Origin of the sequence: Mariniflexile sp. TRM1-10, assembly GCF_003425985.1 — a bacterium.
Lineage (GTDB): Bacteria > Bacteroidota > Bacteroidia > Flavobacteriales > Flavobacteriaceae > Mariniflexile.
In genome coordinates, this window is sequence record NZ_CP022985.1 from 214,064 (window position 1) to 240,109 (window position 26,046).

The following is a 26,046-nucleotide window of genomic DNA, read 5'->3' on the forward strand; positions in this document are numbered from 1 at the left end:
AATAAGCTATACGGGCAGATAAACAACAAATTCTGCTCCAATTCCAGTCGAACCTTTAGCTAAAATATAGCCATTATGGTTTTCTACAATTTTTTTACAGATTGCCAAACCAATGCCCGTACCAGAGTACTCTGTTTTTTGATGTAAACGTTGGAAGACTTCAAAGATTTTTTCTGCATGTTGAGAATCAAAACCAATACCGTTATCTAGAAAAGAAATTTTATGATAGAATTTTTTTGAGGTTTTGAAAAGTGAAGGAACATCTTTGGCGTTTACCTTTTTATATTTTATTTGAATTTTTGTAGGCTCACTCATATTTCTGTACTTTAAAGCGTTAGAGATAATATTTGTGAATAATTGCTCTATTTGAAATACAACACCTTTTATTTTTGGTAATTTATCTGAAACCACTTCTGCATTGGAATCGTTTATAGCCGTAACCAAATCGTCCTTAACTTTATTTAAAACTTGATTTAAATCAACTTTTTCAAAATCTTTTTTGCTACTATCTATTCTGGAGTATGCTAATAAATTTTGAATAAGAGATTGCATACGTGTCGCTGCATTTGTCACCTTCCTAAAGTATTCTTTACTCTTGTCGGAAAGGGTGTTACCATCAAGATCCTCTATTCTTAAAACAAACAATTGTATTTTTCGTAATGGTTCTTGTAAATCATGGCTTGCTATGCGACTAAATGATTCGAGTTCAGCATTACTATTTTTTAATGCTACATTACTTTTTAATAATCTTTCTTCTGCTTCGATGGTTTGGGTCACATCTTGTACAACGCCTATCATCACCTTATTCCCTTTTTTTAATGTAAATTGACCATTGGTCTTAAAGTATTTAATAGCTCCTTGTTTGGTTATAACGCGATACGTAGTCTCTTCTGTGTAAGATTCCTTTAGTGCCTTTTGCTCATTTTTATCAAATTCATCCAAATCGTCTGGATGTACAAATCTTCTATATCTTTCATATGTAACTTCAAATTCTTTTGGCGCATACCCTAACATATAATAAAAATTATCTGATATTTCGGCAGTTCCGTTATCCAGATACCAAATAAAGCTACCAGTTTTGGCAATATGCTCGGCATCAGTTAAAATAGAATTTTGAATAACCAACTCTTCATTTAATTGTATTATTTTATCTGCTTTTTCCTTTTCATCCGTTATATCCCTAATAGTTACCGTAACCCCATCACCCAATTTTATGGCAGTAGCATGAAACCAATAATTTCTGCCTCCTATATTAAAAGGTACTTCATATTCAATGGGCTTGTCATTTTCTATCGCATGAACCAAATATTCAAAAACACTGGACTTAAATAAATTTGGATATATATCCGATACTTTTTTATTTTTAATTTCTTCTGCAGTATCGCGGGTAATTGTGCTAATTCTCTCATTGGTAAATAAAATCTCAAAGTCTATAATCTTATCATTTTCGTCCCTAATACTTTTAAAATGCATCACGATATCCGAAATACTTTTAAAGATATTTGTAAGAAATGCACGGTTATCAAGTAATTTTAAGTTTTGGTTTTCGAGACGTTTTTTTAGGGTCAACTCAATTTTTTTTGCCTCTTCTTCTGGTGTAGAATTTCTAGATGTAACCAAAATACCACCATTCAATGGTGTCGCTAGAGAATGAAACCACATCTTTTTATCGTCTATAATAATCTCTCTATTAAAAATAACTTTGCTTTGTTCGTTATAAGATTGTATTAATTCTTTTAATTCTTCATAAGATCTATGAAGTGGATACATGCCCAAGATGGTTTTATCTAAGATTTCATCAGGTTTAAGACCCAAATAATCATGGTTACAATCATTTGCATATAGAATTTTGAAATTGGTTATTTCGTTATTTTTATTAAATACCGGTTCGTAGTAATTAACAATATTGTCTGTATTTGCCAGGACACTTTTTAAGAAAGCTTCAGATTTTCTAACCTTAATTTTGGTAAAATATATTCTAAAAAAAGAAATAACAAATACTACAAGTGCAAAAAACGCCATGCCCAATAACAATGCAGGTGTTAAGGTTTTATGTAAAATATAATTAGCTTTCCTATTATGCATAAAACGTTTTTCGTCTGCAAGCATTCTATCTCTAATAGTTCGTATATCGTTTAATGTTTTACTGATTTCTATTTTTTGTAATTCGAGAGCCTGGAATGTCTTTTTGCCTTTTTGCTGATTAACCACATCTAAACTTAAAAGATCGTCATTTAATTTATCCAACAAATCAGACAATAGTTTTAAGCGCAGTTTTTGTAAACTACTATCCTCAGTCAATACCCGTAGGGTATCGATTATGGCCCTTCCTTCTGCTTTGTAAGACTCCAAGACACTGCTAAAAGGCGTGCTTTTTAATAAATCTTTTCTAAACTCCTCAGACTCGGCTTTGGTACAATGTGTACCTAGATCGCCTAGTGCATTATAAACATGCAAGGTATGCAGCATTATTTCGGCAGATTTTTGCGTAAGCATCATCTGCTTATATGCCATACTTGTTGCAAATAGAAGTAACCCTACAGCAACAATCAATAATATGACATAAAATTTAGAAGATCTATAAATACGCTTAAAATCCATGGTGATTACATGCGAAATAGAAAAGTATCTTTATTTAAATTAGAGGTATGGTTCTTCCAATTGAGACGAATAACTTTTTCTACCATTTCTTTTAATTTATTAAAACAATTAGGTTTATTTATATAAATATCGGCACCATTTGAAAACGCATCTTCAATATCCTGATTAGATGATGAGGTGGAATATATAGCTATGTATATGTCTTTTAATTTAGGATTGTTTCGAATTTCAAGTAAACATTGCATCCCATTTTTTATGGGCATATTTAAATCTAAAAAAATCAAATTTGGAAGCTTAATATAGGGCTGAGTAAGATAATCCAATAATTCTTGGCCATGTTTGAAGAGCGATAATTTAGCAGGCACTGCTATTTCATCTATGGCTTCACTAAATAACATTCTATCGTCTTCATCATCATCTGCTAAAACAATGTTTAATAGATTATCATTCATGTTCGTGGTAATTTATTGTAGGCTAAATGTAATAAATTTTTCTCATAAAAATGATATCGATATAAAATCATACTATTTTATTTTTTTAACCAGCCTTAAATGAGGAATTTAAACTTGGAAATTTTATTTTTTAAACACACCTTTTTTATGAATTTGTCTAAATGTTTCCATAAAAAAAGCACCTTAATTTATCTGTTTAAGAGCAAATTAAAGTGCCTTTATTATGATAGTTTGAGTTAACGTATGTATTGAACTCATCTTGACTTTTTTCAATTGGCTGCAAAATGATCTTTTTATCCCATACTTCACCTTTTTTTTACTCCGTAGCGCTGCTATGAAGTGCTAAAAAGCTAAAATCTGGAAAAGGACGGAGCGTATAAAATAACCCAGTGGGTTATTTTAGCGAACGAGCCAGCCTGCGCAAAGGGTATTTTTCGCTTCAATCAAAAAAGTCAAGATGAGTTCATTATGTGTTTTTCAAATTAATATTTTCTTCATCCGAAATATTTGATTCTGGTACATTATTAAAAAACTCTGTGCCTTCACTATCTGCATTGGGTCCATAAGCCATTAAAAAAGTGCCCTTTTCGCCCTTATTTGTTTCAATTACATACAATATGGACATATCTGAAGGGTCGCTCATCCCTTCATATCTATGTTCTGCAACAATCTGTATATCTTCAGGTGTATATTCTTTTTTTGTTTCACTATTTATAAGCTTATCATCTTCAAAATAAAAATTAGAATTATATCCTTGATCCTGATATATTTCTATATAATCTTTTTCGTGTTGTGCATATTCCTTTTTTTCCTTTTTCATTTCTTTATTGTTTTGGGATTAATTTCTATTCTTTTAGCTATAGGTAGGGTTAACAATCTACTAAAAAAGGATCTTTTAAACTAACGCAATTGCATTCTAATTTAACGCAATTGCTGTTTCAATACCACTTCAAAGCTCAAATGGTATAACTAAAACTATTCATTTTTTAAAAATTCAGCGTCTTTATAGTGTAATGATATGCATTCTCATTTCTTCTTATTCCACGCTTCTTTAAAAGCAAACTTTTCTTGACCAATTCTTTTTCGCTCGGCTGTTTCTTGCTCCTTTAAATCTTTGGGCAAGTCATCCAAACTCCCACCATAGTAGCCAAGGGCTATTGCCGTACTAATATGAAACCCTGCAGGAACATTAAATACTTTTTGTGCTTTTTCCCAATCAACACCTGCCATATGGTGCACTCCAATATTTAAAAATTGCGCTTGTACCGTCATCAAACCTAAAGACAATCCTAAATCATGTAAAGCATGAAAATTTTCTTTTCCTTCATCATCTTTCTCTTTGTATGCTGCCAACATTAAAAGTGGTGCATGTATAGTCCATCTTTTATTAAAATCACTCAGACAATCAAAAATAGACTCATAGGCTTCAGTTCCTTTTTTAGCATAAATAAAACGCCATGGTTGTAAATTACTTGAACTGGGAGACCAACGAATGGTTTCGAAAAGCTGATCCATATGCGTCTTCTCTATGTGTTTGTCATCAAACATTCTAGGACTATACCTTAACTTGAAAAAGGTCAATATGTCATATTTGGTATGAGCAATATTCTCTAATTTTACTTCTTCTATTTCTTTCATAATTTTTCTTTTTTATCTATTTAGTACATGACAAAAACTGCAGAGTGTCACATTGAGCCTTTCGTAAGCTACGCTTTTATCTTCAAATAAAAATATATTTTCATTTTCGGTAATGCTCAAGACAAACTAAAGTCGAAATGCGATTAAATAACAGTATTTTCAATGTCTTCGACTGCGCTCAGACTGACATCTGAATATATTTGGATTTTTGTCATGTACTAAATTTTATCTATATATTTAGGCACTTAATCCACCATCAACGGCTAGAATACCATCACTACCATGCTTTCTTTATTCTAAATAGCGACCAATAAATTGACCGTATTGCTTACTGTTTGAGACAACCCCTTAGAGTTTACCTTTATTTTCTTTTGCATATTCCTTTCTATAAATACGTACTACCAGTAAGAACAAACTAATCAATAAGGGTCCAAAAACCAACCCAATAAAACCAAAAAGGGGAATACCAATAATAACCCCAATAAGTGTGATAAGAGGATGCACATTATCCAGTCTTCGCAAAACATACATGCGAATAAGATTATCTGCAGATCCTACAACTATGAGACCATACAATAAAATACCCCATGCTTGAAATGGACTCCCATTCGAGAGCGTTAATATAAAAACAGGAATTATTCCCAATAGGCTTCCAACAAAAGGGATCATAGAGCCAAAGGCGACCACGACTGCCCAAAAAAACGGATTTTCAATACCAAATATTAAAAAGCCTATTAATGCAACAACGCCTTGTGCAACAGCCACCAAAGGAATACCTATGGAATTAGAACGCACCATGACATCCATTTCGCTACCTAATGTTTTAATATTTTCTTTACTTATAGGAATATACTCTATTAAAGTTTCACGAAGCCGCTCAGTATTAGTTAACATATAAAACAGAAAAAAGTACATAATCGAAACGGCTATAAACGTATTAAAAGTACCTCCTAAAACACTGGTAACACCTTTATTTATCCCACTGGAAATTGAAGATGCATCTATTTGGTCCGTGATATTGTAACCAAAATAATGTTCCCAATCTTTTAATTGTGTTTTTAAAGCCCATATAACTCTTTCTGAGCTTTGAGCTGCTTTGCCTATTTTATTACTTAGCATTAAAACAATCCCCGAAATGGGAAGAAAGATGGCAATGAAAGACGCAAACATAAGTAATGCAGCTGCCAAATTGGGATTCCAACCTTTGCTTACCAACTTCTTCATAAATCCTTTTAATAAAACGTATAAAGCAATGGCTCCCAATACACCTGAAAAATAAGGCGCTATTTCCATAAAAATCAACCCTCCCATTAATATGATTAATAAAAGGGTAAAGATTTGACGTATTATCTTAGGGTCTATAATGTTCACTAATTATATCATATTATTATAAAATTGAAATTGGTTTTAATTATTTCGAAGGGAATAAATAAGTTCTGACTTATCCATTCTAGACCGCCCTTTTATACCTACATTCTTAGCTTGCTTATATAATGCGGTTTTAGTCCACTTTTCATAAGGCTTTGCCTTACCTCCCTTTTTACCTGCATCGGGTGTATTGGCAATTCGTGCTGCTTTTTGTTTGCTGTACCCCTTCTCCCGAAGTGCCTCGTACTGATCTTCATTTTTTATACTTGGAATATCCATAGCTTTTAGTTTTATATTATACTTAAAAATATATTATACTTAAAAAATTTATATCTCAAATTTTAACATAAAAAATAAAACCGGTTGACTTAATCGCATTTATTACTAACTTAAAATATAATGATTTTTTTAATAGGTATTGCGTCAAGAAATATTTTTTTTGGGTTAATTCCATTGTTTTTGAATAATTAATTTTAACATATCAAAAATTTCTAAAGAGAATAGGACTCATTATTAAACGAAGCTATTAATCTTTATAATGAGTAATTCTGAAGAAGGATTTGATAAAATTAAATTAGCTATTAAATTTTAAAAGGACTTGAAGTTAAAAAACTTGAAAGGAAAATTGTATCGCTATATTTAATTAGTAAAGAAGACTGTATCACTATTTTTAATTAGTAATTAGTTTCTTTAGTTTATTGGTTGGTTAGTTAAAACACCCCCTATTTCCTATGCAATGTGGGGGTGTTTTCTTTTTACTCTTTTAAATTTAGGAGTACAAGGATTTTAAACTTTTACCTATTCCATTTAAGCTTTGAAATGACCACAATAAAATGCCATTTTTCCCTTTTCTATTTCAAATAAAACGCTAGCTATCACAATGTCATTAAGTTAAGGAAAATGTCATTTCGACAAAGTGCCGTCACGAGCTGGACGCTCGCGATAGCGGTAAATTGGATACCCCGAGGCTGAGCCGTCGGGAAATTATTTAGATTGAAAAAAAAGGGTGGTCATTTGCCACCTTTTTAGATTTAGATTAAGATATTTATTATTTGAACGGATGGTATTCAAATTTCTGTCCACCTATCGAAGCATCGGCCATAAGACCAGCTTTAGGCATAGCAAAAACCACAACACCATCTGAATAATTAGCGTTTTCAGATGTTCCTTCTTCGGCAATTACTGCGGAAGCTTCAGCAGAAAATTCATAATTACCTTTTTTGAATTTTTCTAAAGCTGCATCGGTTTCAAAAAAGATAACCTCTATAACAGCCTGTCCGCCCGCTTGAAGGCCAATGTTTATTTTTTTTAAAGATGACATTCCAATTGGTGAACCATTTTCATAAACAACACCATTTCCACTAGCGCCACCTACAATTAAACCACCTTTACCCACATTAGGGAAAATAGCGTACCCAGAGGCATTCTTAAAGAATTTTTCCAGTCCAGCATCTTTGGCTAAAAGTGTTTGTTTTGCTTTTTTGGCATCTGCCATTATTTCTTTGTCTTTGTCACTCTGTGCTATGGCCCCAAAACCTATTAGAAGTAGGCAACCTATCAGTATTTTTTTTATAGTTTTCATGATTTTTTATTTTTTAATTTAATTAGATGAATTAAATTTATAGAATAACCCGCTTTCAGAATACCCCAATTACATGGATTATTAACTCTAAAAATATGATGGTGATTTTAGTATAGGACAAAAATAGAAGCGTGTCACATTGAGCGCGGTCGAAATGCTATTAAAAACGATATTTCCAATGTCTTCGACTTTAGTTTATCTTGAGCATTATCGAAAATGAAAATGTGTTTTTATTTGAAGATAAAAGCGTAGCTTCCGGAAAGGCTCAGACTGACATCTGAATATATTAAAATTTTTGTCATGTACTAAAGAGGCCGCTATATAATTCTTTCGAAATGACTTTTAATCGTTAAGCCTATAAAACCAGAATGGGAATAGAGATTCTCAAAAGTGTTGTATTTCTGGGTGTATACTTAAAAACGGATAATTGATTTACTTCTTTTCTGCCTCTTTTTCTGCTGCCTCTTTTTCTGCCTGTTCCCTTGCTTTTTCCTTTTCCCTTTCTTTCTTTTTAAAATAACCCCTTAAAAGAAAATTGTTTTTTGCTGCTTCCATGTTTTCCTCCAATCCTTTAGAACCCTGTCTTAAATTCTCCATCGTCTTTTCCAAATCCTTGGCCACACCTTCATCATTTAGTAATTTCCCTAAAGTGCCTTCCCCTTCATTGATACCAATTAACATGATAGCCAATTCGTCGGTTATGACTTCTGCATTTTCGGCACTCACTTTAATGGATGATAAAATATCTTCAAATTCTACGGGCTCAAAAGATTTAATAAAAGCACCATCTGTAACTTGCGGTGAGTTTGAACTTCCTTGTGAAATCATTAAAATTTTATTTCCAATGACCCCTTCAGATGCTATAGAGGCTTTACTGTCTTTTTTAATAAATTGCTTTACCTCTTTATTCATCACAGCTACAACACTTACCGTTGAGTCATTAATAATTACAATACTTTCAACAGTTCCTACTGAAATTCCTGAAAAACGAACCTGACTTCCTATTTGGAGTCCGCTTACATTACGGAAATGGGTGTTAATCTTAAATTTTGAACTAAATAAGTTTTGATTACTACCTATAAAAAAAATAATTACAAATAGTATGAGGATCCCTATGGACACAAAAATTCCTAATTTTATTTTATATGCGTTGTTAGTTGTATTCATCTGTTTATATTTATTGTTTTTAAGGTCATATGTTATCGCCTTATTTTCATTGGTACTGTTTGCAACGAACTTACTGTTAATGGCGATTTCATAATTCTCTATTTAAAAAATGATTGAATAAATGGATCGTCATCAGTAACGAATTCTTCTAAATGGCCTTCTTTATAAACTTTTCCGTCCTTTATCATAGCGATTCTATCTGACACTTTTTTTACACAATTAATGTCGTGGGTTATTATTATAGATGAATTTTTGAATTTACTTCTGGTGTCATTTATCAACTCACTTATTTCGTTAGACGTTATGGGATCTAAACCTGTAGTAGGCTCGTCATAAAGAATAATCTTTGGATTCACTATTAATGTTCTTGCCAAACCAATTCTTTTTTTCATGCCTCCAGACAATTCTGATGGCATTTTATCAATTGAGTCTTGCATATTTACATTCTCCAAAGCTTCAATAATTTTATTGTTAATTTCTTCTTTAGAAAACACTTCATTTAATCTTGAAAGTGCAAAAGTCAAGTTCTCTCTTACCGTCATGGAATCATACAAGGCTGCGCCTTGAAAAAGAAAGCCTGTTTTTTTACGCACTTCCACTAAATCCTCTTCACTAATATCGGTCAGTTCGTAGTCGCCCACTTTAATGCTTCCTTCATCATGACTTAAAAGATTAACAATACACTTAATCAACACCGATTTTCCCGAACCGGATTTTCCTAATATCACTAAATTTTCTTCTTCATGAAGTTGGAGCGTTATGCCATCAAGCACCTTCAAATCTCCAAAACTTTTTTTAAGATCCTTTATATCAACAACTGCATTGTTTCCTTTTTTATTCATTATAATAAATCGGTTATTTGTACGGCAATTAAGTCTACAATAATTAGTAATAATGATGCGGTTACTACTGCCGAATTTGCCGCAATTCCCACACTTTCTGTTCCTTTACCAGCATGATATCCTTTGTAACATCCAACCAGACCAATGACAGCTCCAAAAAAGAATGATTTTATGATGGCTGGGATGATATCGATAAAATCTACATTATTAAAGGCTTGGTTTAGGAATAACTTTAAACTTATGGCATCCTTAATGTTTATCCCTAACCAGCTACCAAAAATACCAATGGCGTCTGCGTACAGTGTCAATAATGGAATCATAACGGTAGCTGCCAAAACCCTGGGGATTATCAAAAAATTTATAGGGTTGGTATTAGACACTTCCATAGCATCAATTTGTTCGCTTACTCGCATAGAACCTAATTCGGCCCCCATACTTGAACCTATCTTTCCTGCACAAATTAGGCCTGTAATTACAGGTCCCATTTCTCGAATGATTGAAATGGCAACCATCCCCGGCAACATAGCGACGGCTCCAAATTCGACCAGTGGTGGCCTTGATTGAATGGTTAAAACCAAACCTACAATAATACCGGTAATAGAAATGAGACCAACCGATTTATTACCGATTTGATAACATTGTTTTAAAAACTCTTCAAACTCAAACTTTTTGGTAATGAAATTTCTTGATACCAGCTTTAAATAGCCCAGCACATTTGCTATATCTATAAAAAATTGAATACTTTTTTCTTTTATATAAGGAATAAAAGATGGAATATTTGAAGATACATTATTAGGTTGACTTGTTTTTTTTGGCATGATGATATCCTTAAAATAATGGAATAAAATTACATGCTTTTTGAGTTTAAAAATTTACAGGATTTTAAGATTTTATTATACAATACCGATGCGTGTTGCGTCTTAAAATAGACGACAAAGTGTATTATAAATCTATAAACGAAATAAAATAGAGGTTAAAAAGGATAGCCTATTGCTAAATTGAAAATCAGGTTTTCCTTTCTCCATGCACTACTCCCAAAATTAATAGCGTCAAAAACCCATCTGTCGCCTTTTGGTAAATATGGTTTCCTTAAAGGAAAAGCAAAATCGGTTCGAAGCACCAAAAAATTGAAATCGAATCGTAATCCCAAACCAGTACCTACGGCCAACTCGTTTAAAAACTGACCAGAAAATTTGGCTCCCGGCTTTTCATCATTTGTATTTAATAACCATATATTGCCCGCATCAATAAACACAGCTCCTTTTACTAATTTGTATATTTTGGTTCGTAATTCCGTGCTGAACTCCAACTTTATATCGCCCGATTGGTCTGGTAAAAACGTATTGGTCACTTCGTTGCCATTAAATGTTCCCGGGCCAATAGACCTTGCCCTAAAAGCCCGAATGCTATTGGTACCTCCTATAAAAAATTGCTTTATAAAAGGCAACTCTTTAGAATTTCCATACGGAATTCCTGCCCCAGCAATAATTCTACTGGCAAGTGTGGTTTCTTTTCCAAAGTTATAATAATGACGAAATTCCAGTTCTAGTTTTGAATATTGACTGAAGGGAACTCCTAATATAGTTTTGGGATTGTCGCTATCATTAGCCCCTAAGATTAATCCTATGGCATTACCCGATAAATCGATACCTCCCTTAAAATAGATGTTATTTGTTTTATTTTTCAGCATGGTATTGGTGTAGGTATACGAATAAGTCGTGCCAAAAATGAGTTGTTTGTCAATGACTTTCTGTAAAGACGGATTATCGGCAATTTGTTGTTTGTATAAATCGGACACATTATTGGATGACGTATAAGCGATGTTGACGACATTAAGGTTATGTTCTTTTCGCTCGTTTTCTTTCCATACATATCCAAACAAACCATTGAATGTTCTTAATGAATAGAGTTTGGTTCTTAATTGATATTCATAACCCATGGAAACTTTTGTATTTGGCACATAAGCGCTGCCTGAAGTCATTTTAAATGGCGAGATAAATCGTGGCCAAACCAAACTGGCATCTCCACCAAACCGATATATATTATACCCTTTATTTAGTCCAGAAATTTGAACTTCCAATCCTGCAAATCCTGAAATTTTGAGTAATTCTGCTCCTTTAAATGTATTTCTATTGCTCCAATTGATGTTTAATTCGGTTCCTGAATAATTAGCCGAATTCGTTTTAGCCAACGCTTCGACTTGAATTGATTTTTTTGGTAACGGTGTTAAATAATAATACGCATCCAACTGATTGTTAACAGCATCCGTTTCTTTAAATTCATTTTTCACAAATTTGAAAGTTCCAAGAGTAATCAATCTGTTTAAAGAGAGATTATGCATCGTTCTATTATATAAATCGCCCTTATCAAATAACAAGGTTTTTTCAAAAATAAGAGGCTTAAAAACAGTTTTATTGTCAATAATGGTAAAATCTTTATATTTTAAAGTATCCATTTTTGTGGTAGCAACGGTATCTCTTCTTAAATTGAAACTGGGATACACAAAAATATTATTGATACTATATTGATTTTTAGCTTTTTGGGGAATATCGTTTTTAATTTTTACAATTAAATCTACTTCATGATTGGCAACCGTACTATCTACTTGAACCAAAAGATAGTTTTCATTGAAATAATAAAAACCTCTTTCTTTTAAATGGGCATCAATTCTTGCTCTTTCATTTTTAATAGTATTCAAATCATACGGCTTTCCTACTTTTAAAAGGCTTTCTTCTTTCAGCTTATTAATTTCTTTACTTAAAAGTATGGAATCCTTCGGAAAAACAACTTTTTTAATCTTATATTGATTGTGTAATTTAACACTATAATTGGCTTTTGCTTTTTTACCTATTCTTGTAGAATCGGCTTTAGATTCAGCATTAAAAAAACCTTTATTTTCAACATGGTTTTGAACCACTTTTCGGTTGTATTCCAAATCGACTTTACTCATTAAAACAGGTTCTTGCCCTAATTTATATTTAACCCAATATCTAAAACCTTTATCTTTTTTTACTTTATCAAATATGTTGTAAAAAAAGATACTGGGGCGCATTCCTATAATGGATTTGTTGGGTTTTGGACGAATTAATTCATCCAATTCAGATTTTATGGTTCTCCTGATTTTTCTTGGCTCTTTACCTTTTTCAATATCAATAGTATGGCCAACATACAATAAATCTCCTTCGGGAACATGTCGTGTCCCACTGCAATTCAACAGCATGGAAACTAAAAAAAATAATAGTATGTACTTATAAAATCTCATTCCTTTTGGTCTTTTCTATTGTCTTTTCGTTTTCTGTGAAATAGCTCCCTAAATTTATCGTAATTCATGGTAATGATAAATGCCACGCCCGTCTCAATAACCTGACCTTGTAAAGCGACTTGATAGTTGTTTTTTCTGTATGCTCTTAATTTATAACGGCCATCTTTGGTAATTAAATAATCGGCGGAAACATCGCCTGCAATGGTTGACGCCTGCTCGTTTTCGTGTCCAGTGCCCTCAAGACCAATACTACTTCCTATGGTTACTTTTAATCGGTCGTCCAATAATTGTTTGGAAAGTGCTACATTCAAATCGGTTCTTTCTTGTCTTTGTCCAGACGTATAATCTTCTGTCGCTTCCAAATCAAAATCCAATTCAAATCCTTTTATTAAATCTCCTGCTAAGTTATTTAACTGTTGCGATAAAATTTTACTAGCACTTTGTTTGGCTAAAAAAGCACCACTTACACCACCAGCTTCACTTTGAAACGGATTTTCACCAATAAAACGGTTCAATAGCAACAAAGCAAAAACTTGTTTGTTTAAGGCAGCTTCATCACGTCTTATTTGTTCTAATTTGGCTTGGGTTGCATTAATTATTTCGGTTGAAACATCGTTATTTCCTTCTGGTAAAATAATATCAAACGTAATTTCCGGATGCAGTAAGTCGCCTTTCATTATTAAATTCGTCTCAAAAGGAATTTTTTGCTTATACATATTTCTTGTTTCTGCGGTTATTCCTGTTAATTGATCGCTTATCAAGTCTATGGGCGGTGCTTCCACATCATAAACTGCGGTAATATTGATGTTTGCTGTTGTAGGCTCACCCGTCCAAAGAATATAACTTCCAGGTTGGATATCAAATTTTCTTTTTATAAAATTGAAATTCATTTCATAAGTTCCACCAACAAACTCATATTTTCCCGTCAAAGTTGTTTTCCCTGAAGGATCAATACCCCCAGACAATTCGGCTTCCCCTTTCAGTTTTAAATAATCACCATTCGCTTCGTCAATAATAATGGATATTTCTGCTTCTTTATCTACAGAAATATTTACTGAAGCATTCACACCTTTTATTTCTGTTTGCGTGATTTGTTTTGTTGGATCTTTAACCGTAATTAAAACAGGTTGGTCTTGATCAATAAATTCTACAATGCCTTCCCTATCTACAATGGAAGGATCGTTTTGGGGTAAAACAACAGTGAATTTTGTATCTGGATTGATTTTGACAGTGCCATCAATAATCGGACGATCCAAAGTGCCTTTGATCCCTAAATTATTATCCAAATACAATTCACCATAAAACAAATCATTGTCCTGCGCTTGCGAATTTACCGCTCTAAAATTTTTGGCAACCACATTCAAATCAAATCCTAAATTGGTATAATCCTTACTATCTATAAAACCACTAATTGTTAATGGATTATCATTTTTATCCTGTAGCTTGAAATTGTTAAAAATGATTTTATTGGTATTGAAAACAATAGGGTCATTAATTGATTGGAATCGGGAATTTAATTTAACCACCGTAAAACCAACGTCATTAAATTGAATGTTTCCATTTACATTGGGATTGGAAGCTTTGCCCGTAACGGTTAGTTTTCCGTTTATGTACCCCTCACCTTCCTCTAGATTATTAAAGGTAAAAGCTTCTAGCGATGCCATGTCCAGTCTTTTAATATCTACAACAAAGTCGAGGGTTTCGCTGCTAATATTATAATTTCCATCAACATTTAATTGATTGTCATTATCGGTCAATACCACGTTTGCACTGTACAAATTAGTGGTTTGGTTATCTATTTTTACAGTAAGATTCCCAATGGTATCTTTTTTAAACGTAAAATCTTCTATATTCAAATCTGCTACAAACAAGGGAGTCGTAGCGATGTTCCTTACAGTCGTATTGCCATTTACCCTGCCCCCAATTTCAAAATTGGAAGACACAATGCTCGTTAAGGTCTCGAGCTTAAAATTTTCAAAATCGACTGCAATTGGTGATTGTACAGAAGGGTTTTCAGATTGAATTGAAAAAATTTGTTGGTTATTTTGAATCTCAAAATTATTAACTAGAACGCCATTATTTTCAATTTTAATAAGATTATCATCTTTAATGCCCCATTCTTCATAGTTCAATAAGAATGCTTCCGGATTGAAATGAATTTCTGAAGTCCCCTTGTTTTCTTTAAAGTTGCCCGAAATATTATAGCGTTCTTTATTTTCTGAATCTTTTATATTCAGCTCATAATCCACAGTATTATCTTCTATTTTTCCTGTTAATTTAGTTTGTGGAATGATAAGTTCATCGCTTTTAATAGTGGCAATGGAAACATCATAAAGCAAAGCATTTTCCTGTGTATTTGCATTAAAAATGCCGTTGGTAATCTCAATATTACCATAATTAAATCTGGGAATGGACGCATTAATGATGATGGTATCATTCGTTGAGTTATATTTTCCACTAATGGTAATTTCTGATAATTCTTTAATTTCAGGAACCATTTTTTTAATAATGCGATTATCTTTAATAATGACATCAAATTGCAAATCTTGCTCTGTATTTGTAGCTATATACTTTTTATCAACTTGGTAGTATTTTGAAAATGAATTAATGAGCTGGTCGCTTATGGTAGATAATTCATAATTACCTGTAATTAATCCACTTGCAAATTGAGATTTTAATACAATCGAATCTTTTTCTTTTGTTGAAACAGCCCTAATACTTATAGTATCTAACGGAAATTGTTCGTTTTCCAAAGCCACAAAAAAGTTATTAAAACTCACACTGCCATTCAAATTGTCTGGATTTAAATCCGTGAAATTTGCAGCAATATCACCTTTCATTTTTAAAGGCCCTGCATGAAGATTCAATTTGTTTAAATCAACGAGCTCTATATTCAGTTTTAAATCTAATGTCGGTTTATTTGAATCTGAAGACCCATTTGCATCTAAAACAAAATTCAAATTTGGATCTGATAAATTGGCATTAGCAACATACTTACCATTATCAATATGACCATCCATGGTTATGTTTTGATACTCATAGCCATTGAATTTTATTTTTACAATTTTTGATGTCAGTTTAGCCGTTGCTGTTGCTGGATCCAAACTTCTGCCATTTATAGTGGCGTTTGCGGTCACTCTTCCAAATTGATTGTTTTTGATGAAGGTGCCTAAATCGAAATTTTCCACACTGGCATCAGCACTGTATCTTTCGTTGTTTTTTTGTGATTGGTCGAAGGTAGCATCCACAACGGCATTCCCCAATGAACTTTCTAAATCCAGAAGCGTTTCAAAAGCATGGATGCTTCCTTTAAAAGCCCCTTGAATGTGGAAATTTTTAGGGAGTTGAATGGTATTTGGAATGGTGTTTTTTGGTGTAAAAGCATATATGTCTTTAGCGGAACTTTCAAAATCGAGAATAGTGATATCAAAAACACTTTTATCTACATTGGGCAGCCCTGTGATAGTGCCGTTTATATCCACTATGGTATTCCCAATACCTTGGGCATTCAATGTGCTAATTTTTAAATCATCTAATTTTCCTTTTACAATCGCATTCAAGTTTATAATCGCTTTTGGATGGTTTTTAAAAACATCTATGGTATCAAGACTGGGAACAAATAATAAAACATCTTTAAATCCAATGCTATTATTTTCAAGATTGGTATCGATATAAAGCGTTTCTGGATGTCGACTTAAGGATTCAATCGAAGGATAGGCAATTGAAACATGGTCTTTCAAAATGGTTTGAGGCGTTTTAAGGTATAGATTTTTTAAAAAGGCGCTCGTTGGAGTATAATCGAATTTGGTTGTGAATGCTTCTAAAACAAAACCGCTTTTTTCTTTAAAATTTAAAGCATGAATTGTGCCCGAATAACTATCGGTATGCATTGCAAACGATTCTGCATTAAGATTTAAACCTTTTATTTTAAGATGGTTATAATCGATACCTTTTGACAATCTTTCAGCATTATTATTATCAAAAACAAAATTGAAAGCGGTAATATTAACATCATCTGCTGTTATTTTCCAAGAAGTATTTGAGCTACTTTCATCAGATTTCAACTCAGGTTCTTTTACTTTTTCTGATGCATTCAAAATAACATAGCCATTTGTTTGATTCAACTCCAAACTATTTATGCGTATGGTTTGCTTTTCTAAATCGATGGCTTTTAACGTAGCTGCAAATTCGGAAAAGGTAATCCCAGTATTAATATGGGCAACTTCGTCTTTGTAACTAAACTTTATATTATTGAGATTAATTTTATCGATTGACAATTCTACAGGTTCATCACTTTTGGGTTTATCGGGAGTTTCAAAAGCCTTGATAATGTAATCGAAATTGAAAACAGAATCTTTATCAACCTTAATATTTACAGTGGTTGCTTCTAAAACTATAGAGTTAATCTCAACCCTATTATTTAACAATGCAAAAAGACCAATATCCACTTTTAACGATTTTCCTTGTAAAAGTGTATCCTGCGACTGGTCTTCAAAATAGAAATCATTTAAGTTTATTTTTTTAGGCAAACTTATGTCTATGGAGCCAATTCTGACTTCTGTTTTTATCTTATCTTCTAGATAATTGACCACTTTATTTTTTACAATATTTTGGACAAAAGGCACTTGTAATGACATAACCAGAATTAAAAAAAGCACTACAAATAGCAAGATAACTTTCAATATAAGTTTAGCAGCTTTTTTCAATTTTAAGACGGTTATAATTTAAATAAGTTTTTTTGCTAGCTGAAATCCCAAATCAAGATGTTTTTTATAGATATACACATAGTTCCCGCACAAAATCCTTTTCTAACATACTATTGAATTTCATTCTCCAATTTTAAATAATTAAAAATTTTCATGAAGATAATGCTATATGTCTTCGATTTATTATATAATTATAAAAAATTCTTTTAAGATTTTAAGCTAAAGATGGACTTTCCATAAACATGCATTAAAGTTAGTGACCTTTACCCGACTTTAACATGCCAATCTTAGTAGCTCCACCATTTATGTATTGGTGCCATCAATCACACAATGTACGAATTTATATCTTATTTACGAAATAAGCGGAAAGAGATCTCAGAGCATATCTATGAGTTTTCTTTTTGCCACGAATTACACTAATTTGCACAAATTTTAATGATTCTAAAAAATCACACAAATTTTATCTGCCTTTGGCAGATTCGTGGAATATTATAACATTCAAATTTGTGTTATTTCGTGACCCGAGCGACAGCAAACAGGCGAAGCAAATTCGTGGCTGATTTTTATTTCTAAAACTGGTGCGTTTGCCCTGAAAGAGGCCTTGCTTTTATAAAAACGACAAAGCTCTTAAAAATGAGATTGTATTTTAAGAGCTTTTAGGGACTGCCTAAGTTTAACCTTTTGGTCTTTTATGCATCTTTCCCGTCATACTTCAGCTATTTTCGGTCTGTAGCTATGCTATGAACTCTCCCTTGCGGCAGCCTGGCCCCTTCGCTAGAGGTTGTCTAAAAAGCCCTTTAAATTTAGTTTGTCAGGTTGAGCTTCTCGAAATTGATATTGATTACCAGTTAGTTAAAATATTTCGACAAGCTCAACCTGACACAGAACTAGACTTTTTAGACAGCCTCTTATACGCTCGGCCCTGTCTGACGAAAAAATACACCATAAAATATTCCAAAAACAAAATTTAGACAGTCTTTTGGATTTGTGCAAAAAAAGGGCAATTTATTTTTCAATACCATCCTTTAGTGCCATCTTACATTTTCGCTTCAATCAAAAAAGTTAAAATTAATTCTTACAACATAAACACTAAAATTGCTAAATTAATCTTCTCTATAAGGATTGTCGTTTGCCCATTGCTCATAATTTCTAAATTGTGACTCATCCAGAATGGGTACCAAGTTATCTCTCTGAATTTTCATTCTGTCTTTTATGGTTATTGTTTTTTGAGGATTATTTCTCTCCCATGTATCCATTGATGTACGCATCGCAGTTTCATAGCGTTGTATTTGTTCATCTGTCATATTTAAAGACGAATACATGTGCTCATTTCTTTGTGTGTCATACTCTTCTTGGGTGAGATCAGGATCTTGGGTATTGTTCATGGTCCCATCATTCGACATATGGTCGTTGTTACTATCCTTATCATTTATTGCAGGGTCTGTCATATAGGTATCTGTACTATCAGTCCCTGTCTTTTTTTGTGAATTGCCGCATGCTATTAAGAGTAAAACGAGTAAGCTTGATAAAACTTTTAGTGTATTTTTCATATATTTAGTTTTAAAATTAATACCCAAATTAGTATTAGTTCTTAAGACGGACGTTCTCTATCTATAAAAAAACTACTCCAAAAAATAATACATTACGAATTTGATTTCAATAAAATTATTAGCAACTAATGGATTCCAAAGGTTACCCCATAGCCAATAAGCCTAGAACTTGCCTTAAAAAATCCAGAAGCTTTCTTAATTTGCGGTATGCCACTTTTTTATGGTCCTTGACCGTATTGATAGAGATGGACAATGCCTTGGCAATTTCATCATTGGTGTAGTCTTTGATGCTGAGCCTAATGACCTGGGCTGCTTTGGCCGGTAGTGTCTTAATGGCGTTTTCTATGATAACGGTGGTTTCCACGACTATGGCCTCGGACATAAGGAATTCTTCCGTACCATAGATTTCCATGTTTTCCTGTCCATAGCGCTCTGTAAGCAGATGTTGTTTGCTCTTTAGGTGATTGAGACATTTATTCCTTACGGCTTTATAAAAATAATCGGTGGTATGGTTCTCATCTTGAAAAGTAGTCTTTTCCTCCCATACTTTAATAAAAACCTCCTGAACAATGTCTTTTGAGAGCTCTAAATTATCAAGGTATTTGTGTGCGAATACACATAGTTGTGGGTACAGGCTCTTAAAAAGCGTGCTGTAATCTTTAAATGTTAGTTCTCCTCTACCTTCCTTCATGGTTTTTCCCTCCTCGTGACTTTATATAGCATAGAATTTATCAAAATTCAAAAAATTTTGTAAGTGGCCTTGATAAGCCTATACTACCTATATACTTTTCATCCTTTTTTAGGCTCTGTTCCTTTCCTGCCAATAGCTACCACTTCATTTGTTTCGATGCATTCTCTAATATTCTTGGTTAATGTATCTATAGATATCAATTTCCTATTGTTAAAATATGCGGCAGGAAACGATTTAAAGAACGTGTCAAATTCCTTTCTTGACAAAAGCCGTGTTCCTGTGCTATAGACCAGATCGGTATATATAATGCCCATAACCTTGAAAGCGGTGCTACAATGCTCTTTAACGGTATTGCTGAGACTTGATTTATTCAGCAATAATTTCAATGAGGTTATAGTATCGTGCTGCGACAGTATAAAAGAGTGGGGTTCTATAGGGATCTTATTCTTTTCTATGAGGGACAGGTTTAAGGTTATCATATACTTGCATCATCTTAAATGTTATTTTGGATGGCAGTCCAAACTGTTCTACCACCCATGTTGCCTGTTTTAGATAGTGTTCATCCAAATCTATTGCTGTTACTTAAGCACCTCGTTTTGCAAGTTCAATAGAATAAAACCGGCATTACAGCCTATATCCAAAACGTTCCAGCCATCCAATTGATCGGGAATAGCCTTTTTTATTTTTTTCCACTTAAACGACGGAAAATCACCCAAAAAATGATGGGAATACCGTTTGCTGCCCATTGGGAAAATGAATGTTGCGGAACCAAGGTAAAAGTTTTTCTATCTGTTCTTTTATGTCTAAATTCATAACTTTACTGAGGCTGAAAGCACCTCCATGACATAATACTCCAATTCCTTGGCTCGAACAGTTGAGCTATGATATTTAAGCACCTTGTTTCGTGCTCGTTTTCCAATAGCCAAACGTTCGCCTTCAGATATTTCATCCCAAAGGTCTAACACATTTTTACAACTTTGAGCAATCAATATTTCATCTTGAATCTCAAAGAATGTATCTATACCATTCCAAAAATCTGAAATAATAGGTACCCCGCATGCGGCAGCCTCAAAGAGCCTCACACTTGGTGAATAACCAGCATCTATCATATCTCTTCGTGTCACATTTAAAGTGTATCGTTGGGAATTGTAAAAAGAACGATGCTGTGAAGGTGGTAAATATGCTATTCGTTGCACGTTACTAGCCCAAGGATATCCATGTGGATATTGAGGTCCGGCAACTACAAATTGTTTCTCTGGGAGCCACTTAGCAGGATAGTTAAGCAATTCTTCTACTGTAGGTTGTCTATCGACGCTGTGCGTTCCCAAATATCCCAATTGCCATTGCTCTGAACAATCTATGGGATAATAAAGTTCCACATCTACCGAGCAATATAATGCGCGGGCGCAAGGAGCGTGGTATTTATCCATAATAAAATCCAAAATAGGCCCTCCGGAAAATGAGAGATACAGATCAAAGCGCGCAATCTGTGAAGGACTTAAATAGGGGCAATTTCCCATAGTCAGTTTTCTTAAAGTTACGGGGGTGTCAATATCATAAAATACAGTCACTCCCTTTGCTAAAGAAAAAATGATTTCGGCCACCTCAATACCTTCCATGACATAAGAACCTAACATGACTACGTCTGCATTGGTAATTTCTTTGGCGTGAAGTGTTTTTAGTTCTTCATTTGAGTTATATAACTTTATTTCACAAAAATCAGCATTAGAAAGATCTCTATTCTTTTCATAATATTCTACATCTCTTTCTAAAAAAGTAATGTCATGTCCTAATTTTTTATAGGCCTTTAATAAGGACCGAAACGTGGTGGCATGACCATTGCCCCATGATGAAGTGATGGATAATCCTATAACTGTTAGTTTCATATTTTTTCTGTTTTAAATTGAAAATGCTCTTTATCTAAAGTTTCTAAAAGAATTTTATTAAGTAATTTGGCACGATGCCTATAGGTGTGGTGGTTTAATACTTTTTAAATAAGCGATTTCCTTATCGGTCTCAAAAAATAATTCAATACCACGCCAATAGTCCGTTATAATACATGAGGAAATATCCGATACATCTATGATATCATTTACCCATTGGTATAAATTTTCTACTTGCTTGGCATCTCGAATATCGCATTCAAGAAAGGGAAACGTTATATCTGTGGGAATCATTATGTCAGTTAATGCCACTTTTATATGATTTGAAATAAAAAATTTCTTGAAACAGACTATCCTCGAGGCAAAGCCATAGAGGTATTTCGCCTGTTTCATTTTGACCTCTGGGTCAAAAACCGAAATTTTGTATTTTACCTCACCCAGAACTGCCCGAAAAGGCAGTTCTGACCTCTCCTCCAAAGGCTACGGTGTACCCACAAGTATAAAATGATTAAATTTGAAAAAAAGACTATGGGTGCTTTATTATATCAAGGAATGGAATTAGATTTCTCGGGCAAGTTTCAGGATAAGAGGCTTGCAAAAAGGGGGCTATTATAATGAAAAGTTTATTTTCGAGTCAGGACAGCAGTATTAGGCAGGCCAGCAAAAATAAAGCCGCACAAAAGGCAACTTATCGTTTTTTGAACAATGAAAATGTAACCGAGCAAGAATTGATATCTGCTTGTTGTGAGAGGACAGAAATATTATCCAAAGGCAAGAATGTTTTGGTTTTAAATGACACGACAGAGATAAACTTGCAGCGTCATCGTGGAAGAATAGAATCAGGAACAGGAATCGGTTTAGTTGGAAATAATACAGACATTGGCTTTTTTGCTCACTTAGGATTAGTGGTTGACATCGAAGCTTATCAAGCTATTGGGTACAGTAGTATTAATCTTTGGAGCCGAGAAATAGATAAAGACACGAAAGAGATTAGAGGTTATAGAAAATTAGCTGTTGAAGAAAAAGAATCCTATAAATGGATAAAATGTTGTAACGATAGCACAAAAGTCCTGCAAGACGCTGCAAGTATTACAGTTGTTGGAGATCGAGAGAGTGATTTATACGAGCTTTTTACGGATGCCAAAAAACAAAGCACACATGTCTTAGCACGTAACAGAATCAACCGAAAGACTTCTGAAGGAAGTAAATTACATGGAATACTAAAAAATGCAGCCCTTTGTGGTAGCTACAAAATACAAGTATCAGGCGATAAAAGGAAACAGAGGCAACCAAGAGAAGCCCTTCTAGAGGTTAAATATTCGGAAGTATCAATACAAAAACCATCTAATAAAAAAGATGACAGGCCACAAAGTGTAAAAGTATGGATTGTTGAAGCCCGAGAGCCTAATAAACAAGACGGTATTTGTTGGCGATTATTGACTACTCATGAAGTTACAACTTTTGAAGAAGCCGTTCAGATAGTAGAATGGTATCAAATGAGGTGGTTTATAGAACAGGTATTTAGGCTGTTAAAAAACAAAGGGTATCAGATAGAAAATAGCGAGTTAGGTACAGGTTGGGCATTAAGAAAATTAACTTTATTACTCCTACAGAATGTCTTGCGAGTCATGCAAATGCTCTTGGCCTACAATAGTGCAAGTGAAGAAGAAGATGCGGGATTGGCTTTTACAACACATGAAATAGAATGCCTAACACTTCTGAACATACGAAATGAAGGAAAAACAGAGAAGCTTAAAAACCCATATCGACCCAACAGTTTAAAATGGGCGACTTGGATAGTGGCAAGAGTTGGTGGGTGGTCAGGATATAAATCGCAAAGACCACCGGGACCAATTACTCTAAAAAATGGATTAGATAAATTTAACCAAATATTTATAGGCTGGATGATGGCTAAAGATGTGGGTACACAGTAGCCTCCAAAGGAGAGGTGAATTGGACACCCCGAAGCAGAGCCTTCGGGGAATTATTTAGATTAAACTTATTTTTAATGGCCATTCCAATGCCTCCAGCACCTCCTGTCATTAATGATGTTCTTATAATTTCTCCTGAGGATTTAGTCATTTTTTTTCAAGAATAAATGAATGATTTTCGGTAAACTTAAATAATAATGCAGGGGAAATTGTGCTCAATAAAATTTATTGTTATCACAATAAGTTTACATGATTCAACCGTTTATTGAGTAATTTTTTTGACTTATATAATAGTTGCTACTATGCATAATTTCATTAACTTCTATAAATTTTAATGCAAGTATTAGAGGCTGTCTAAATTTTATTTATGGAAGATTTGTAGTGTATTTTTTCTTCAGACAGGGTCGAGCGTATAAAAAAGGTCTGGGAGACCTTTTTAGCGAAGGAGCCAGGCTGTCGCAAGGGAGAGGTACGTAGCTACAGACCGAAAAACAACTGAAGTATGGCAGAAAAAGACGCATACAAGAACCTAAGGATAAAACTTGGACAGTCTCTTAACATTTATTTTAATGAAATTGGCTTAAGAAGTAGATGAGCACCCCTTATTTATAAGTTGAAAAACAAGGAAGTTTATACAAAAATTAAGTATCTATGAATCTTTCTGTTTTTGCCTTAATAATTGGTTTTGTTCCTCCATCAACTGGGTAAGATTCGAAAGTAACTCAATGTCTTTTGGAGTCGTTACTGTATTATCATTTGGGTCCTCAGCCTTTTTTTTCAGGTTGTTTAGAAATTTTACCGCTATAAAAACTGTGAGACCAATAATTAAAAAGTCTAAGGAAGTTCCAATAAATTCACCATAGCCAATAGCCACTTGATCACTAATGATGTTGCCGTCAACATCTGTTTCGGCAGCCCTTAAGATTATAAGTTTATCTTGAAAATTTACTCCCTCGGTCAATAAGGACAAGGGAGGAAGAAGTATTTTTTTGACTAATACATCAATTACTTTATTGAAAGAGGCTCCAATAATGATACCGATAGCCATATCCATCATACTGCCTTTAATGGCAAATTCCTTAAAATCTTTCAAAAATTTCATGTCTTTTGCTTTTAACATTAAATATGATTTGCTAATTTTTATAATTTCCCAGCCAAACTTGTAGTGGTAAGTATATCCATTTCATACTAATTTATAAATTATTATGTGGACATCTATAGCATTAAATTAAATGCGTTCTTTTTAATATGTATTGGATTAAAAATGTGTAGTTTGTTTCTTGTTATACAGAGCTGGTGAATGTCCCACTTCGTCCAAAATTTCTTTTCACGATAAAAGTATAACCATGCGTAGAAGTAAATACAATACAAAGAAAAGGAGGAACTTTCCAAATAACTTTAAAACCTTTTAAAATGCAGTAATAATAACTCATTTAAGAAATCGACGTGACAGTTTTTAATAGTTTTGAAAGTGCCAAGCAAATACCCTATTGGAAGTAGCATAAACCAAAAATGGGGCTAATATATTTTAGAAATGGACAATAATCTAGTAGAAGGATCTATAAAATATCCTTTTTTGACTGGGGAGTTTGGCAGATTTTAATAGTATCTTTTTTGAAAATATAGTTTTAACTTCTGGAACTTCAGAATATAATCCTATTTCTTTTTTTTGTACTATAAAAGGCTTTTTTGAACAGAAGTTTAGTCATGAAAAAATTATAAAAAAACAGAGTAATGTCATTCAGTCGTAACTTAAGTTTCAAGTATGTATGAGAAGTTTCTAAATACTTCTCGCAAATATTAAACAGTCTCTGCCGAAGAATTATCCAAGGATATGAGTAAACTCATTTATAATGGTGGTTTTTGCAGTTTTTTATTCTTCTCTTTCAAATCTTTTAGTTTCTTTTCCAGTGTTTCAATGATATCTTCAACTTTATAACTTGTGTTTGATATTAAAGTTTCCACTTCTTCATCTAAAGTTTGTTTTTTTGCGCTAACCGTATTAACAACTCTTTTTTTTACACCCATTGCAGTATCAGCTATTTTGTCTTTTGCAGCCATGGCTTCATCAGCAATTTTTTGTCTGGTGTTAATGCCTTTATCTGGGGCAAATAGAACACCTAGTGTTGCACCTATCGCTGTTCCTGCCAGTATTCCAATCAATATATTACTTTTACTCATAATTATTTATTTGTTTTATTTAAACGTTATTTTATAAATATACGATTGGATTTAAGGTTCCATTAGCTCTTTTGCTTTTATTATTGTCTCAAAAATTAAATTTTTGATTACGTTAATATTTATAGCTATTTAGTTAATTGATAAGCTATAAATACTATTAATTTGTATAGAACTCATCTTGACTTTTTTGAT

At 33.2% G+C, this 26,046-nt stretch carries 21 protein-coding genes; 1 reads left to right on the forward strand and 20 read right to left on the reverse strand.

Annotation, left to right across the window (positions count from 1 at the left end; all coding sequences use genetic code 11):
• Positions 1-6: 6 nt before the first annotated feature.
• From CJ739_RS01075 to CJ739_RS20220, 17 genes are all read right to left on the reverse strand, one after another.
• Positions 7-2,601 carry an ATP-binding protein gene (locus CJ739_RS01075; RefSeq protein ID WP_117172223.1) on the reverse strand — a complete coding sequence of 865 codons (2,595 nt, stop codon included), beginning with the start codon at positions 2,599-2,601 and terminating at the stop codon, positions 7-9.
• A 5-nt stretch (positions 2,602-2,606) separates the two neighbouring features.
• Positions 2,607-3,053, reverse strand: coding sequence for a response regulator (locus CJ739_RS01080; RefSeq protein WP_117172224.1), 447 nt, complete (start codon positions 3,051-3,053; stop codon positions 2,607-2,609).
• A gap of 466 nt (positions 3,054-3,519) precedes the next feature.
• Positions 3,520-3,873 carry a hypothetical protein gene (locus CJ739_RS01085; RefSeq protein ID WP_117172225.1) on the reverse strand — a complete coding sequence of 118 codons (354 nt, stop codon included), beginning with the start codon at positions 3,871-3,873 and terminating at the stop codon, positions 3,520-3,522.
• Positions 3,874-4,079: 206 nt separating this feature from the next.
• On the reverse strand, positions 4,080-4,691 hold the full coding sequence (locus tag CJ739_RS01090; RefSeq protein WP_117172226.1) for a nitroreductase family protein: 612 nt from the start codon (positions 4,689-4,691) through the stop codon (positions 4,080-4,082).
• A gap of 348 nt (positions 4,692-5,039) precedes the next feature.
• On the reverse strand, positions 5,040-6,062 hold the full coding sequence (locus CJ739_RS01095) for an AI-2E family transporter (RefSeq protein WP_117172227.1): 1,023 nt from the start codon (positions 6,060-6,062) through the stop codon (positions 5,040-5,042).
• Between the two features lie 36 nt (positions 6,063-6,098).
• The gene (locus tag CJ739_RS01100) at positions 6,099-6,338 is read right to left on the reverse strand and encodes a DUF7218 family protein (RefSeq protein WP_117172228.1); all 240 of its coding nucleotides are present in this window, start codon (positions 6,336-6,338) and stop codon (positions 6,099-6,101) included.
• 769 nt (positions 6,339-7,107) lie between these two features.
• The gene (locus CJ739_RS01105; RefSeq protein ID WP_117172229.1) at positions 7,108-7,641 is read right to left on the reverse strand and encodes a lipid-binding SYLF domain-containing protein; all 534 of its coding nucleotides are present in this window, start codon (positions 7,639-7,641) and stop codon (positions 7,108-7,110) included.
• A 432-nt stretch (positions 7,642-8,073) separates the two neighbouring features.
• The gene (locus CJ739_RS01110; protein ID WP_117172230.1) at positions 8,074-8,808 is read right to left on the reverse strand and encodes an MlaD family protein; all 735 of its coding nucleotides are present in this window, start codon (positions 8,806-8,808) and stop codon (positions 8,074-8,076) included.
• Positions 8,809-8,906: 98 nt separating this feature from the next.
• Positions 8,907-9,650 carry an ABC transporter ATP-binding protein gene (locus tag CJ739_RS01115; RefSeq protein ID WP_117172231.1) on the reverse strand — a complete coding sequence of 248 codons (744 nt, stop codon included), beginning with the start codon at positions 9,648-9,650 and terminating at the stop codon, positions 8,907-8,909.
• Positions 9,650-10,468: an MlaE family ABC transporter permease gene (locus tag CJ739_RS01120; RefSeq protein WP_117172232.1), complete on the reverse strand. Its 819-nt coding sequence runs from the start codon at positions 10,466-10,468 to the stop codon at positions 9,650-9,652. Before CJ739_RS01120 ends, CJ739_RS01115 begins: the two co-directional genes overlap by 1 nt.
• Positions 10,469-10,623: 155 nt before the next feature.
• On the reverse strand, positions 10,624-12,912 hold the full coding sequence (gene tamL / locus CJ739_RS01125) for a translocation and assembly module lipoprotein TamL (protein WP_117172233.1): 2,289 nt from the start codon (positions 12,910-12,912) through the stop codon (positions 10,624-10,626).
• Positions 12,909-17,618: a translocation/assembly module TamB domain-containing protein gene (locus CJ739_RS01130; RefSeq protein WP_442914937.1), complete on the reverse strand. Its 4,710-nt coding sequence runs from the start codon at positions 17,616-17,618 to the stop codon at positions 12,909-12,911. The genes tamL and CJ739_RS01130 overlap by 4 nt, the downstream gene beginning before the upstream one ends.
• Before the next feature lie 1,103 nt (positions 17,619-18,721).
• The gene (locus tag CJ739_RS01135) at positions 18,722-19,066 is read right to left on the reverse strand and encodes a hypothetical protein (RefSeq protein ID WP_162880089.1); all 345 of its coding nucleotides are present in this window, start codon (positions 19,064-19,066) and stop codon (positions 18,722-18,724) included.
• A 244-nt stretch (positions 19,067-19,310) separates the two neighbouring features.
• A complete protein-coding gene (locus CJ739_RS01140) occupies positions 19,311-19,859 on the reverse strand; it encodes an RNA polymerase sigma-70 factor (protein ID WP_117172236.1) in 549 nt (182 codons plus the stop codon).
• Between the two features lie 98 nt (positions 19,860-19,957).
• Positions 19,958-20,338: a hypothetical protein gene (locus CJ739_RS20215; protein WP_162880090.1), complete on the reverse strand. Its 381-nt coding sequence runs from the start codon at positions 20,336-20,338 to the stop codon at positions 19,958-19,960.
• Between the two features lie 330 nt (positions 20,339-20,668).
• Complete coding sequence (locus CJ739_RS01150) at positions 20,669-21,745, reverse strand: CgeB family protein (RefSeq protein ID WP_117172238.1); 1,077 nt, start codon at positions 21,743-21,745, stop codon at positions 20,669-20,671.
• 78 nt (positions 21,746-21,823) lie between these two features.
• The gene (locus CJ739_RS20220) at positions 21,824-22,036 is read right to left on the reverse strand and encodes a hypothetical protein (RefSeq protein WP_162880091.1); all 213 of its coding nucleotides are present in this window, start codon (positions 22,034-22,036) and stop codon (positions 21,824-21,826) included.
• Positions 22,037-22,356: 320 nt separating this feature from the next.
• Between CJ739_RS20220 and CJ739_RS01160 the strand changes: the two genes are divergently transcribed.
• On the forward strand, positions 22,357-23,676 hold the full coding sequence (locus CJ739_RS01160) for an IS4 family transposase (protein ID WP_117172240.1): 1,320 nt from the start codon (positions 22,357-22,359) through the stop codon (positions 23,674-23,676).
• Here the strand turns inward: CJ739_RS01160 and CJ739_RS20225 are convergent.
• The 3 genes from CJ739_RS20225 to CJ739_RS01170 form a co-directional block, all read right to left on the reverse strand.
• On the reverse strand, positions 23,654-23,824 hold the full coding sequence (locus CJ739_RS20225; protein WP_162880092.1) for a hypothetical protein: 171 nt from the start codon (positions 23,822-23,824) through the stop codon (positions 23,654-23,656). The genes CJ739_RS01160 and CJ739_RS20225 overlap by 23 nt on opposite strands.
• A gap of 498 nt (positions 23,825-24,322) precedes the next feature.
• Entirely contained in the window at positions 24,323-24,775 is a 453-nt protein-coding gene (gene mscL / locus CJ739_RS01165; protein WP_117178654.1) for a large conductance mechanosensitive channel protein MscL, read from the reverse strand.
• A 746-nt stretch (positions 24,776-25,521) separates the two neighbouring features.
• Positions 25,522-25,854: a YtxH domain-containing protein gene (locus CJ739_RS01170; protein ID WP_335645417.1), complete on the reverse strand. Its 333-nt coding sequence runs from the start codon at positions 25,852-25,854 to the stop codon at positions 25,522-25,524.
• Between the last annotated feature and the right edge of the window lie 192 nt (positions 25,855-26,046).